We start from the raw sequence: 13,078 nt of genomic DNA, 5'->3' as shown, positions 1-13,078 counted from the left end.
CAAGAATGACAAAGGCGATCAATCGGCGTTTGTTGCCGATCGTAATCGTAGTGAGTATGGTGGTATCGCTATGGGGGCAAGTTGCCGATCGTGCAGCGGCAAGCGAGGAAGTCAGCGTTCAATCGGATCTGACCGGACATTGGGCGGAGGATACGATGACGAAATGGGCGAATAACGGACTGTTAACCGGAGACGGCGCAGGAAATTACCGCCCGAACGATGCGATATCGCGAGCAGAGTTCGCAGCGCTCATCTATCGCGTATTTAATTTGCCAGAGCAGGCGGCAGAAACCAATCCGTTCGCGGATGTAAAGAGCGGCGCATGGTACGCCGGCGCAATTGCGAATGTGTATGCTGCCGGCATGATTCAAGGAATTGGCAAGGGCAAGTTCGATCCGGAAGCTGCCATTACGCGGCAGGATGCGGCTGTTATACTTGCGCGCGCTTTTCAATTGGAGGATGCCGCGTCTGCAGGGGAAAGGTCCGCCTTCAGCGATGAAGCGAACATTTCCGCTTATGCGTCTGCGGCAGTTGCTTCTCTGCACCACCGCCAATACATTAGCGGCAGAAACGGGAATCGCTTCGCCCCGCAAGAGCGCATCACAAGAGCGGAGACCGTGCGAATGATCAACAACGTCATGGGTTCTCTCGTTCGGAGTAAAGGGTCTTATGAGCGGGATTATGCAGGCAATGTGGTTGTGAACACCGCTAGCGTCGAACTGAAAAATCTCGTGATCGCCGGCGACCTCTACATTACGCAAGGTGTCGGCGAAGGAGATATTGTGCTGGACGGTGTAACGGTTAAAGGTAAAACGTTTGTGTTCGGCGGCGGGAGCAACAGTGTGAAAATCAAGGATTCCCGGTTGACGGGAACACTTGTCGTAAACAAGCAAGACGGCCCGGTTCGGATTTTTGTCTCCGGCGCAACCCGTATTGCCAATGTTCTTATGCTGAGCGGAGGTATTCTGGAAGAAGGAGAACTGACCGACGCGAGCGACGGCTTTAACGGCGTGGAGGTCAATGTAAGGGATTCCGCCCAATCGCGGGAAATCGTTCTGTTGGGCCGATTCGGGCAAGTTCGCCAGGCAGGCGTCAGAGTCAATGTCGTGTTGAAAACGGGGACAGTCGTGGAGACGTTTACTTTCGACGCGATCGCCACCGTAACGGGTGACGGGACGATTAATATTGCAAACATTTATGTTAGCGGTTCCAATTTGAGTAAATGGCCTGATAAAGTAAACTTTGGCACTCAGATAACGGTTACGATAGAAGCGAAGCTTGTAGACAAGGATCGGATAGACAACTCATCCGGTTCGGGTACGACTACTCCGACAGGTCCGGACCCAAGCCCGGAACCGAGTCCGGAACCGGACACGGAGCTGAAAATCGTAAATGCGGGAAGCGCCGCAGCTTCGGTGGTCATCAGCAGCATGACCGACGATCAGACGAGAGATGCCGCTCGCAAGTTGATCAAGTATATCAAGAAATCGACGGGTGTTGAACTGCCTTTGCTCGTTGATCGTCTGAATTCAGACAAAGTGACAGTCGAGAACGGAATTATTCATATTGAGTACTTTAACACGCCCGCCACTCCGCCTGCTGCATCGGAATTCTCAGTACAGGCGATTATTGACGGCGTAGCGACAGAAAATGAACGCCCGGCCAGCTTAACTTGGAATGAGGCTGCGAAGACGGCAGCATTAACTGTTGGGCGCGTCGAAAAGGCGAATGTGCAGCAATCTGTGAAATATCAGGTCAGAAACAAAGATGGGGAAACGTTCTCCAGTCCGACGATCATCATTCCTGCCAATCCACATGGTTCATTGCTCAGGAACCCCTCCTTCGAAGCGGGATATGCGGGGTATTACAATGCTAAACCTTGGGAATATTGGAACGGCGGTTTCGAAGCGCCGGCCAGTCTCGTGGCGAGAAGCGCTGAACAAGCCAGAACCGGAACATATAGTTTGAAATTGTCCGGAACGAGTCTGGTATGGCCGAACCAGAAAGTCTTGTTGACCGATTACGGACAGTATGAATACACGGCTTATTTCTATTCGCCGCAAGGTTCGACGACAAGCGGGACGGTCCAAATGTTCGTCAATCTTCAGGCGGAGGACGGCATGCAGCTAAAACAGTATTTGGGAACAGCCACGGAACCGACCGTGAGCAACGGCACTTGGGAACAGATGAAATTGACTTTTGAAATTCCCGAACAGATAGATGGGAAACAAGTTGTCAAAGCGCTGGTAGGATTTGAGGGCACGAATTTCGCTGCGGGTGAAGTCGTCTACATCGACGATGCAACTTTAGTCCATGCGGATGCAATCGATCAGGATGCTCCCGTGAGCGGCAACGGAGAGCCGATCGAGCAGGATTTGCCCGACCAGTACGAAGGGACTCAGATTTATGTCGGCAAGAAAGGCTTGTCTGCTCAGGAGCAATCCACATTGCTTGATGGCATGGGAGCTGACGGATTTGTATTTCATCAGAGTGGTCAACGAATTACGATTGCTGGTAAGGCCGCGTGGGGAACAGAGTATGGTGTCGACGAATTTCTGGAACGTTACGTAGGCGTACGCTGGTTAATGCCGGGGGAAGAATGGGAAGACGTTCCGCAGGCGACAAGCTTGGCCGTCCCGATAGGCGATAACGTGAAGCAAGAACCGGCATTTTTCACTAGAAATTTCGAAGAACAACTTGAAGAGCTGCCTCTTCGTGCCGAGTGGGCGAGAAACCTGCGAATGCAAATGTATGGAGGCATAGAGTTCACACATAACTTATATCGAATGCTTCCAGTCGCCCAATACCCTCAATTTTATAAACCGAATGCGCTGGATAAAAATATAGAAACGGAACATCCTTGTTTTCAAGCAAATGGGATCGTTGCCGAATCGATCGATATTATTAATGCCTATTTCGATAAGCATCCGGAAGCTACTTCCTACTCGTTAGGGATAAATGATACAACGGCATTTTGCGAGGCAGACCCTGCCGATCCTTCGGCCAAGCTGAATTCAATCGGAATGGTCGACATGTCGGATATTTATTTCGATTGGGTAGATCAAGTATCGAAAGGCGTCTTCGCCAAGCATCCAGATAAATATATTGGCACATATGCGTACTTAAATGTTTACGATCCGCCAACTGACGTACAGCTTGATCCGAGAGTTGTCGTCTATATTACCGACGAGCGTGTCTCATGGGGAGATCCGGACATGCGGGAGATCGCGTACGAATTGACAGAATCGTGGACGCAAGTGGGGGCGACTGTAGCCTTCTATGATTACCTGTTTGGTTCGCCCTACGTGCTGCCGAGAACGCCGTTCCAACTGATGGCAGACCAATACCAGTATGCGGCTTCTATGGGAGTAGGCGCTTACTATAGCGAGCTGTATGCCAATTTCGGTGAAGGGCCAAAGCCTTACTTGTCAGCCAAACTGCAATGGGATCCGCAACAGGATGTAGACGCATTGCTTGAAGAGTGGTACGAACGGGCAGTTGGACCTGAAGCAGCGGCAGATCTTAAGGCCTACTATGCATTTTGGCAAAGATTTTGGGAGCAGGACATATTCGATACCGAATGGTATTTATCGTGGAAGAATGCATCGGAACGACCTAACTTTATGCCTTTGCTCTCTCCAGATTATTTGAGAGACATATCGGAGAGCGATTTAGCTGCCAGCAGGCAGCTTCTTGAATCCGTTGTTGCCAAGGCGCAGACGCAGCAACAGAAGAAGCGGGCGCAAGACTTGCTGCGAATGTTTGAATTTTATGAGTTGTCGAAGCTGAGCTATGCGGACATGAAAGCCGAGATTGCCGAGCCGGGAAGTGATGCTGAAGCGACGGATTTACTGAACAAAATACTAGACAGAATCGCCAAGATGGATCTAAGGAAGACGCTTATTGCGGAATTTGCCGATTATATGACGTATGAGTTGTTTTACCAATATAAAGGCCCGCTTAATTGGGGAGTTGTTTCGAGCAAAGAAACAAATGCGCTTTCAAATTGGATAAAAGCTCATCCAGATGGCGATATCGCAGGACGTGTTGGACAACTGGCCGAAGAATCGCCTTCCTCAACCGTTCGGAATGCAATGAAGTTAATCTTGCTGTCAGTGGACGGAACAACCGTAAAAAATCCAGGCTTTGAAGACGGAATGACGGAGTGGTTCGATTTTCCTGATACGGTTGCCGAACTGACGAATGAGGCATACTCAGGAAATCAAGCTGTGAAGGTCAAAGGGAGCAGCGTCGAGCAAGATGTATTCGTTGAAAGCGGAAAAACCTATAAACTTACATTCTATGCGAAAGCTTCGGATGCAACGGAGTTAAATTTGGTCGGCATGAATTTCTGGGACGTTCCCGATGTTGGACTAACAGGAGCCCACGTGACGGTTGACTCTGACGAGTATAAAAAATATACGATCACGTTTACGCCTCCGGAAGGTTTCTCCCATGCTACGATCGTCATTTACAAGCCAATTGGCGCTGGTTGGGTATATGCGGACGATTTTGCCTTGACGGAATGGTTGGCTGATGATGTATCGTTAACGGCAGTAACCGGCGAGAACGGAACAGTGCAAGCCGTATTCAACAAGTCTCCGGAAATGGCGCCTGTTGCGGCAGACTTCACCGTACAAGCGATTGTCGACGATCAGGAGGCGGTTGCGGAACATCCGGTTGCTGTGAGCTGGAATTCAGTAGTGCATACAGCTACGCTAACCGTGCAGAGCATAACGCCGGCTAACGTGGCGCAAACGGTGAAATATCGGGTGACGTATAAGGGCGAGGACATGCTTGTGAGCCCGGAAATTGCCATCGCGGCTGACCCGCAAGCCTCCGTGCTGAAGAATACTTCCTTCGAAATCGGATACGGGGAGGATGCTCATGCCCGGCCTTGGCAATATGGGTGCGGCGGCCAACCGGCATCCTGTGTCACGGCGAGAAGCGATGAACAAGCCAGAACCGGACAACACAGCTTGAAGCTGTCCGGACAGATTTGGGCGATTTGGCCGAGCCAGCCTGTCTCGTTGACCAGCTACGGACAGTACGAATACAGCGCTTATCTTTATAAGCCGCCCGGCATGACGACAAGCGGGACGCTTCAGATGTTCGTAGTTATTCAGGCGGCGGACGGCACGCAATTGGGCTCGTATGCGGGACCGCTCATCACGTCAGCGACCGTCGGCAGCGGCGATTGGTATCAGATGAAAATGACAGTCGATATTCCAGAGGAGATAAACGGGACGCCAGTCGCCAAGGCCGTAATCGGGATTGAAGCGTTGGATTTCGTCGGAGCCCGCGAGACAGTCTATCTGGATGATATCACATTGGTAAAAAAGTGAATGGATAATCGGTTGTTAATCCAATGACTTAATCAGCGGTGGCTCACCATTAACGGGGAGCCACTGCTTTTTGTTGATTAAAGGATTTCGATGAATGGAAGCCCGTTACATCTTGATGACAACTTCGTGCTATGATGGAGGCAAACTTTCGCCCTGCTGCAGCAGGGCATACGGGAGAACGCCGACCAATGGAGAAAACAAAGGTTCTGATCATTGAAGACGAAGCGGCGATCGCGGAGCTGCTGGCATACGGATTGACGAGAGAGGGCTACGAGGTGCAGACCGCCGGGAGCAGCGCCGAAGGGATGCGAGAAGTAGAGCGATTCCGCCCCGATCTGCTTATTCTCGACTGGATGCTGCCGGACGGCAGCGGACTGGACATCTGCAAGAAGGTGACAGCGAGCCACAATATTCCGATTCTGATGGTAACGGCCAAGTCCGACATTACCGACAAAATACTCGGCCTGGAGTTCGGAGCGGACGACTACATCACGAAGCCGTTCGACCTGCGCGAGGTTATCGCGAGGATCCGCACTATTCTGCGGCGATTCGCGCAAGCGAGCCAAACCTCGCAGGAGGAGGCCGGCGGAGAAACGCTGCGCTTTAATCATATCGAGATTATCCGCGGCGAACGGATGGTAAAGAGGCGCGGCGAGACGGTGGACTTAACGCCGAAGGAGTTCGATCTGCTTCTGAAGCTGTGCAGCAACCGCGGCAGAATCTTTACGAGAGAAGAGCTGCTGGAGCTGGTCTGGGGCTACGATTACGTCGGAGAGACGAGAACCGTCGACAACCATATCCAGCGGCTGCGCAAGAAGCTTGATGTCGGCGAGCTGATTACGACGGTATTCGGCATTGGCTACAAATTCGAGAAGGATGCGGATTAATCCATGCGCGGGGGATTCCGGTCCATCAGGACCAAGTTCATCGTCGGTTTTTTCCTCATCTTCGCGGTGTCGTTTCTGCTCCTCAGCTGGACGGTTACGAATATCATCCAGACCAGCAATCAGAAGATTATAACCGACGATCTGATCGGGCTCAAAAAAACAAGCAACAATTATGTGCGTCAAGCGTTTATGATCAATCACTTCGGCAATGACGACATCTACTTCGGACAAATCGCGGAGGAAATGATCAGCGATCTGAGGTACGCCATGTCGAGCGAGGTCAGCGCCTACACGGTGGACGGCGAGCTCATCCATGCTTCCGACGAGTCCGCGTTTTCGGGTGCGGGGGAAGACGACCTTAAGCAGGCAACGCGGGGAGCGACGGCTTATACAATTTCCTATGAGGGCGGGACGGCAGCGGTTTATTATTCCTATCCCGTCGTTATCGACGGCGTAAAGGTGGGCATTCTTCGTTATTCGAAGCCATTCGACCTGCTCTATGAGCAATCCGACCGGATATTGAACGCTGTCTTTTACATCGCGCTGGCGATCTTTGGCGCCGCGTTCCTGTTTTCGTATTTGCTGTCGCGGCATATTTCGGTGCCCCTGGCCAAGCTGGAGGGCGCTTCGACCGAAGTCATGCAGGGAAACCTGGACGTCCGGCTTGAGGTAACCAGGCGCGACGAGATTGGCCGGCTGGCGGACAACTTCAACGACATGATCGGTCAGCTCAAGAGCCAGATCGGGAAGATCGAACGGGATCGGGATCGGCTGGAGAAGCTGCATCTGCAGGGCAAACATTTCTTTGACAACGTCACCCACGAGCTCAAGACGCCGCTCACGTCCATTCTGGGCTACGCGGAGCTTATCCGGGAGAACGGGGAGAGCGATCCCGCGTTTTTCCGCAAGGGGATGGATCATATCGTGGGCGAAAGCCAGCGGCTGCACGGCATGGTCGTATCCCTGCTGGAAACGTCGAAGGAGCAAGGAGGCTGGGAGGAGAGCGGGCGGATCGAAGCCGGATCGCTCTTAAGGGATGTATGCGACGCCATGTCTTTCAAGGCGCAGCGTTACAAGAAGGCCATCCGTTGCGAGACCGGTAATGAACTGCTCGTAGAGGCTCAACCGGACAAGCTCCGCCAGCTGTTTATCAACATCCTCGACAACGCGATCAAGTATAGCGATCCCGGGGCGGAAATCTTGGCATCGGCAAGCTCGGTTGCGGCAGAAAACGTCAGGATCGTGATCGCCAATTCGGGCCAGCCGATTCCGCAGGAGAAGCTGGCAAGCTTGTTCCAGCCCTTCGGGGCCGAAGGCAGAGCAGCCAGGGAACAAGGCAGCGTCGGTCTCGGCCTAGCCATTGCCAAGTCGATTATGGACGAACTCGGCGGTACAATTACGATTATGAGCGAAGATGGAATGAACAAAGTAACCATGGAACTGCGCGGCGCGAAAGCGGGGAGGACTGTATGAAGCGGAAATGGAATTGGAGTATAACGGGAGCGGCATGTCTCCTTGCCGTCTTGATGCCGCTTGCGCTTTCCGCCTGCGCGGGAACGCTTAAAACAGAAACGATCATCATACCGGATGGGGCGGAAGAGACGCCTGCGGCGATAGGCGGCGACGCGTTCGAGATCGACGCGTTGTACCGGCTCCCGAACGGGGACGCCAAGTACGCCGGCTTGTTCCAATGGATCGGGAACGACGAATTGATCCGCGTGACGTGGGGCTTCAAGGGCGACATCATTGTCGACAAGTATAAAACGCCGTTCGAGAAGGCTGAGCGCGTTCGCGAAATGGACGGTTATCTTCTCGATATCGGAAACATGTCTACGGACGGGCGTTACCTCATCGGGTACTCCTACAGCGAGGACGCCGGACAGGAGTCCGCGTTGACGCTTGTATCTCTCGAAAGCGGGGAGGAGAAGGAGGTGAGCTCGCTCCGCACCGTTCTGAGGATGGGCTCGAGAAGCATTACATGGTCTGGCGACAGCGCATACTTTTCGTTTTTTACCTTTACTGAGCAAGGGGAGCTTGGCATCGGAGCTTACCATATGGAGAGCGGATCCATAAAAACGTACAGGATGCCGGAGCCAAGCGAGATTGCGTTTTATTATTCCGTCAAGCTGTCGGAGGATGGAAAAAGCGCAATCGTGATTAAAGAAGAGAAGGGAAAGCCGCAGTTCTTCGTACTGGGCAAGCTGGAGGAAGGCGAGTTTATCCCGCAATATGAGCATACGATGCACCAGAACGGTTCGGTCGATTGGATCGATCAGGACCGGGTCGCGTTTACCGGCTCGGACGGCACCTTGTTCGCCTATGATCTCCGCAATGACGGTTATGCCGTGCTGCTGGACCAAGTCGGGAATTTTGCCTTGTCGCAGGATCGCTCCTTCATCGCCTACTCAACCCCTGATGCAACCGTCGAGGTAGCGAAGCTGCAAGGGAACAATCTGTTGCACAAAACAACGGTTTACCGAGGCATTGTCGCGGATGGGCTGACATGGAGTCCGGATGGGGGCTCCCTGCTCATCCAGGGCCGGAAACCCTACGACGATGCGGCTGCCTTGCAGCCGGTGGCGAAAGAAGCCGAGGCTGTGGATGACTACAGCTTCCAGCAGATCGTGATCGACTTTCGTTCATGACAACTTGTAGACATCTCGGGCAAGCTTTGGTGACATGATTGTCCTACATTTAAGAGGTGCAAGCGTAAGCCGGACGACATCAGGATGAGAGGGTGTGTTCGACAATGATAACCTTAAGAGGGACAATCGGAATCATGGCCGTGGCGCTGGTCTTATTGCTCGTGATCCTATTGGCTGCTTGCAGTGGAAGGGGAGCGGGCGGCGGCAGCTCGTCGGGCAATTTTATGGGAGGCGCAAGCGGTACGTCTACAGGCGGAAGTTATGCCGGCGGCGAAGGCGCCGCATGGAACGGAGGCCCAATTCATGGAACCGGCCAAGGCATGGCATCGGGCGGCAAAGGAAAGCGGAAAGTTGTATTTGCGACCTTCTGGCCGGATGTCCGCTTCGCGGAAGCGAAGACCAGGTTCGAAGCGCTGCATCCCGATATCGAGATCGAGCTGCACTATATCCAAACAAACGACTCCAGATTCGAGAAGGATCTGGAGAGATTCGTAAAAACCACGAATGCGGCGATGCTGGCGGGCAAAGGGCCGGATATTTTGGAGATGGATCTATTGCCGATCGAGCATTACGTGCAGCGCGGCTTGCTTGTCGACCTGGAGACACTGATCGAGCGGGATGCGACTTTTAATCGTGAGCAATATTTCGCCAACATGCTGGATAATGCCAAGGTCGGAGGCGGCTTATACGGGATGCCGCTGTCCTTCTTCCAGCGGGGCTTCGCCGAAGATGTCGATTCGACGGTCGGGATGAACGCCGCATCCACGGTAAAACAAGAAGCTTGGGCATTTATCAAGTTTATGATGTCGGGTCAGTGGATGCTTTCTGACGGAGTCCCCGTCAACGAGCTTCAGCAGTAAGCGCTTTAAAATTTAATCTGGTTAAATGAACTGCTCTATCTTTTTTCGTGTTAGAATTTATTTGGAGACATTTTTGTTGCAAGTTGTAGACGATCCCATGATTTCTGGATGATATAACGTAGTAGAGGCATCATTTATCCACATTCGGGAGGGCGTCATCTTAATGGAAAGAACCAGAAGATATTCAAGATCGGCCAGATTCAAGACGCTTTCGCTGCTGCTGCTCGTTGCCATTGCAGGTATCTTTCTCTATATGACTCAATTTGCGAGAGATGGCGGAGAGATGCCGAAAACGCTCGGAGGAAAAGAAAATCAGACCGAGCAAGTCAGCTCGGGAGGCCTCGATTCCGATTCCGAATCGGCGAAGGATACGTTTAAAATAGTGATTGACCCTGGACACGGAGGTAAGGATCCTGGTTCCACGGGATTCAGCGGAATATTCGAGAAGGTCAGCAATCTGGCAATCGCGGAGCGTGTGTATGATCTGCTGCTGGAGGATTCGCGCTTCGAAGTCCGGATGACCCGTACGGACGATACGTTCGTGGAGCTTGAGGATCGTGCGGGTATGGCCAATGACTGGCCGGCCGACGCTTTTGTCTCCATTCATGGCAATGCCTACGAGGACAGCAGCGTCTCTGGTTCGGAGACGTTTTATCGATACGATAATGGTCTGCTGCTAGCGGAGGCGATTCATGAAGAACTCGTAGACGCAATGGGATTCAGGGATCGGGGGATCCGGCTGAACGAGCTGAAGGTACTCACCCTGAGCAAGGTTCCCTCGCTGCTCATCGAGACCGGCTACCTGTCCAATGTGGCGGAGGAAACCGCTATCCTGAGCGAAGAAGGGCAGGATCGGATGGCCAGGGCCATCGTTGACGGTTTGAAGGCGTACTATGAGCAAACAAGGGGAAGTAGTATGTAGCCGAGAAGGATAGATGGGATAAGATCAGATGAACCACGACGCCAGCTTTGGGCCGTGGTTCTTTTTATGGTCGTCACACTTATTGGCGTAGACGATACTGCTCCGGGGTCGCTCCCGTAGACTTCTCGAAAACCCGGTAAAACTGGCTTGGCGTAGAGAAGCCCAGCATAAAGCTGATTTCCATCACGGTATGCGCTGTCCCCTTCAACAGTCGCCGCGCTTCCTCCATGCGAAGATGGAGAACATATTGATAAGGCGCATAGCCGGTAGCGGCTTTGAAGGAGCGGATGAAGTGGAAGCGGCTCTGGAGCGCAATGGCCGCCGCATCGTCGATTTTGATCGCCTCCGTGTAATGAGCCCGTATATACTCGACTGCCTGCGTAATATGTTTGTCCGACAACTGAGGGGACTGCTCCTTATCGGACAGGAGCCCCTTCTCCCCGCCTCCCTGCATGAGCTCGAGCAGTTCGTTCAGGATCAGCGTCTCCGACTGCTGTTCGGCCAGCAGCTCCCCGGAGGGCATGGACAGATCCAGCCACCTGCGGAAGCGGGCTTTAACAAGGCCGGGCTCTACCTGCAGGCGCAGTGCAGTCTCGTCACGTCCTCGTACCTCTGGAAGAGAGGCGTCAAATCGCCCGCCTTCCGTAATGGCAATAATGACTCCAGCGTCGTCTCCGATATGGAAGCAATGCCGTTCATCGGCATGAAGAAGAAGCGCTTCTCCCGGCACGAGCGTCATTTGCTTATTCTCATGCGTGAAGTAACAGGTGCCGTGCGTAGGAATCGTCAGTTGATAATGTCCGTCATGCGTATGAGGAACGTTTTCGAACGCATTCGCGATTTGAACAACTTCTATATCTGGCAGCGTTAATTGAATTTGCATGTTTTCTCCAGTCTCCCTTTTAGGCTATAGCAATTCGTGCTCGAAGGGAGCAATAATCGCGAGCGACGCCGTGACATGCTTGGTTGTAGCATTAGAACATCATTGGCAGAAAGGATGTCTACATACGATGTCACCAAGAGGGGCAGTCGCCCAAGCCGGTACGAACACGGCTTTCACCATTCTTCTTAGCGTAAGCGCCGCGCATATGTTAAACGATGTTATGCAGTCCGTCGTTCCCGCCGTTTTCCCCCTATTCCAGCAAAAGCTTGAACTCAGCTTTGCTGAAATAGGATGGGTCGCTTTTGCGCTTAATATCTCGGCGTCTATTTTGCAGCCGTTAATCGGATCTTACACCGATCGGAAGCCGATGCCAAGTCTTTTGCCGCTGGGAATGTTATTTACGCTGCTGGGCATGATCGGATTCGCCGTCGCTCCATCGCTGCTCTATCTGTTGCTTGCGTCCGTCCTTATCGGGGTGGGGTCTTCCATTTTGCATCCGGAATCCTCTCGAGTCGCGCACTTGGCCGCCGGCAGGAGCAAAGGCTTCGCGCAGTCGATCTTCCAGGTGGGAGGCAATACCGGCCAGGCGCTCGCGCCGCTTATGGTCGCCTACGTAATCAGCCCGCAAGGGCAATACGGTTTCCTTTGGTTCGTCCTGCTTGCTCTTGTCGGGATTGTCATACAAACGCGCGTAAGCAAGTGGTATCGGGAGCATGTGAAAGACCGTCCTGTCGCTAAGAAAAAGATAGGCGCGGCAGGCAAAGCAACGTTCGGCAAACCGTTTATCATCTACGTCATGTCTGTGCTCGTCCTGATGCTGTTCGCGAAATTCGTGTATCTTGCCGGCATGACCGGCTACTATTCTTTCTACTATATGGACAAATATGGGCTCTCTCTGAAAAGCGCGCAAATTTGCTTATTTGCTCTTCAATTCGCAGGGATGGCAGGCACGTTCTTCGGCGGGCCTCTGGCCGACCGGTTCGGCCGGCAGAAAGTGATTTGGTTCTCCATTTTGGGAACCGCGCCGTTTTCGCTCTTGCTGCCTTACGCGGGGCCGACGGCCGCCGTGCTGCTATGCATCGCAATCGGACTTATTCTGATGTCGGGTTTCTCCGTCATTATTGTATACGCCCAGGAAATGCTGCCCGGCCATGTAGGTACGATTGCCGGTCTATTTTTCGGCGTATCCTTCGGACTGGCGGGACTCGGCTCAGTCGTCATGGGCTCCATGATCGATTCTCATGGCGTCGAGCAGGTTATCAAGGCATGCTCCTATTTGCCGCTACTTGGTTTGCTGGCCTTGCTTCTGCCGAGAGATTCCAAGATCATGCGGGGAGCCTGACAGGCTTCGGCTTAAAATCCGGCACGCTCGGGCTGATGTGGCAAGCTCGGGGGCGCTGGAATGATTTTGATGCGATGCTCATATCGGAGGAGAGGACCGCCATATACTGTAGGGAAAAGCTCTACACCCTTCTGAGGGAGGCGAAGGCATGGCAGGAATTTTTTTCGTTTGTCTCCTCGCCGCGTCCTGCGCGG

The 13,078-nt window shown here is 53.0% G+C and carries 8 protein-coding genes; 7 read left to right on the top strand and 1 reads right to left on the bottom strand.

Features of this window, described 5'->3' with window-relative positions; all coding sequences use genetic code 11:
* The first annotated feature begins 5 nt into the window (after positions 1-5).
* The 6 genes from PAT3040_RS07180 to PAT3040_RS07155 all read left to right on the top strand — a co-directional run bounded on the left by PAT3040_RS07180 (position 6) and on the right by PAT3040_RS07155 (position 10,659).
* A complete protein-coding gene (locus PAT3040_RS07180) occupies positions 6-5,345 on the top strand; it encodes a DUF4838 domain-containing protein (RefSeq protein WP_108992053.1) in 5,340 nt (1,779 codons plus the stop codon).
* A gap of 188 nt (positions 5,346-5,533) precedes the next feature.
* The gene (locus PAT3040_RS07175) at positions 5,534-6,232 is read left to right on the top strand and encodes a response regulator transcription factor (protein ID WP_087567379.1); all 699 of its coding nucleotides are present in this window, start codon (positions 5,534-5,536) and stop codon (positions 6,230-6,232) included.
* A gap of 3 nt (positions 6,233-6,235) precedes the next feature.
* Entirely contained in the window at positions 6,236-7,705 is a 1,470-nt protein-coding gene (locus PAT3040_RS07170; RefSeq protein WP_108992052.1) for a sensor histidine kinase, read from the top strand.
* A complete protein-coding gene (locus PAT3040_RS07165) occupies positions 7,702-8,877 on the top strand; it encodes a WD40 repeat domain-containing protein (RefSeq protein ID WP_108992051.1) in 1,176 nt (391 codons plus the stop codon). The genes PAT3040_RS07170 and PAT3040_RS07165 overlap by 4 nt, the downstream gene beginning before the upstream one ends.
* A 104-nt stretch (positions 8,878-8,981) precedes the next feature.
* Positions 8,982-9,737 carry a type 2 periplasmic-binding domain-containing protein gene (locus PAT3040_RS07160; RefSeq protein ID WP_108992050.1) on the top strand — a complete coding sequence of 252 codons (756 nt, stop codon included), beginning with the start codon at positions 8,982-8,984 and terminating at the stop codon, positions 9,735-9,737.
* A gap of 163 nt (positions 9,738-9,900) precedes the next feature.
* The gene (locus PAT3040_RS07155; RefSeq protein WP_108992049.1) at positions 9,901-10,659 is read left to right on the top strand and encodes an N-acetylmuramoyl-L-alanine amidase family protein; all 759 of its coding nucleotides are present in this window, start codon (positions 9,901-9,903) and stop codon (positions 10,657-10,659) included.
* Between the two features lie 79 nt (positions 10,660-10,738).
* Here PAT3040_RS07155 and PAT3040_RS07150 read toward each other — a convergent pair whose 3' ends face one another.
* Positions 10,739-11,542 carry an AraC family transcriptional regulator gene (locus PAT3040_RS07150; RefSeq protein ID WP_108992048.1) on the bottom strand — a complete coding sequence of 268 codons (804 nt, stop codon included), beginning with the start codon at positions 11,540-11,542 and terminating at the stop codon, positions 10,739-10,741.
* Positions 11,543-11,669: 127 nt separating this feature from the next.
* Here PAT3040_RS07150 and PAT3040_RS07145 point away from each other — a divergent pair, with 127 nt between their 5' ends.
* The gene (locus PAT3040_RS07145) at positions 11,670-12,884 is read left to right on the top strand and encodes an MFS transporter (RefSeq protein ID WP_108992047.1); all 1,215 of its coding nucleotides are present in this window, start codon (positions 11,670-11,672) and stop codon (positions 12,882-12,884) included.
* Positions 12,885-13,078 lie beyond the last annotated feature (194 nt).

The sequence above is a fragment of the Paenibacillus agaridevorans genome (genome assembly GCF_003112455.1).
GTDB lineage: Bacteria > Bacillota > Bacilli > Paenibacillales > Paenibacillaceae > Pristimantibacillus > Pristimantibacillus agaridevorans.
This window is presented reverse-complemented; position numbering and strand designations above follow the sequence as displayed.

What these genes read in the sequence shown, in the direction of transcription:
- PAT3040_RS07180 (WP_108992053.1), top strand. Translation starts at nt 6, where the DNA reads ATGACAAAGGCGATCAATCGGCGTTTGTTGCCGATCGTAATCGTAGTG.
- PAT3040_RS07175 (WP_087567379.1), top strand. Translation starts at nt 5,534, where the DNA reads ATGGAGAAAACAAAGGTTCTGATCATTGAAGACGAAGCGGCGATCGCG.
- PAT3040_RS07170 (WP_108992052.1), top strand. Translation starts at nt 6,236, where the DNA reads ATGCGCGGGGGATTCCGGTCCATCAGGACCAAGTTCATCGTCGGTTTT.
- PAT3040_RS07165 (WP_108992051.1), top strand. Translation starts at nt 7,702, where the DNA reads ATGAAGCGGAAATGGAATTGGAGTATAACGGGAGCGGCATGTCTCCTT.
- PAT3040_RS07160 (WP_108992050.1), top strand. Translation starts at nt 8,982, where the DNA reads ATGATAACCTTAAGAGGGACAATCGGAATCATGGCCGTGGCGCTGGTC.
- PAT3040_RS07155 (WP_108992049.1), top strand. Translation starts at nt 9,901, where the DNA reads ATGGAAAGAACCAGAAGATATTCAAGATCGGCCAGATTCAAGACGCTT.
- PAT3040_RS07150 (WP_108992048.1), bottom strand. Translation starts at nt 11,542, where the DNA reads ATGCAAATTCAATTAACGCTGCCAGATATAGAAGTTGTTCAAATCGCG.
- PAT3040_RS07145 (WP_108992047.1), top strand. Translation starts at nt 11,670, where the DNA reads ATGTCACCAAGAGGGGCAGTCGCCCAAGCCGGTACGAACACGGCTTTC.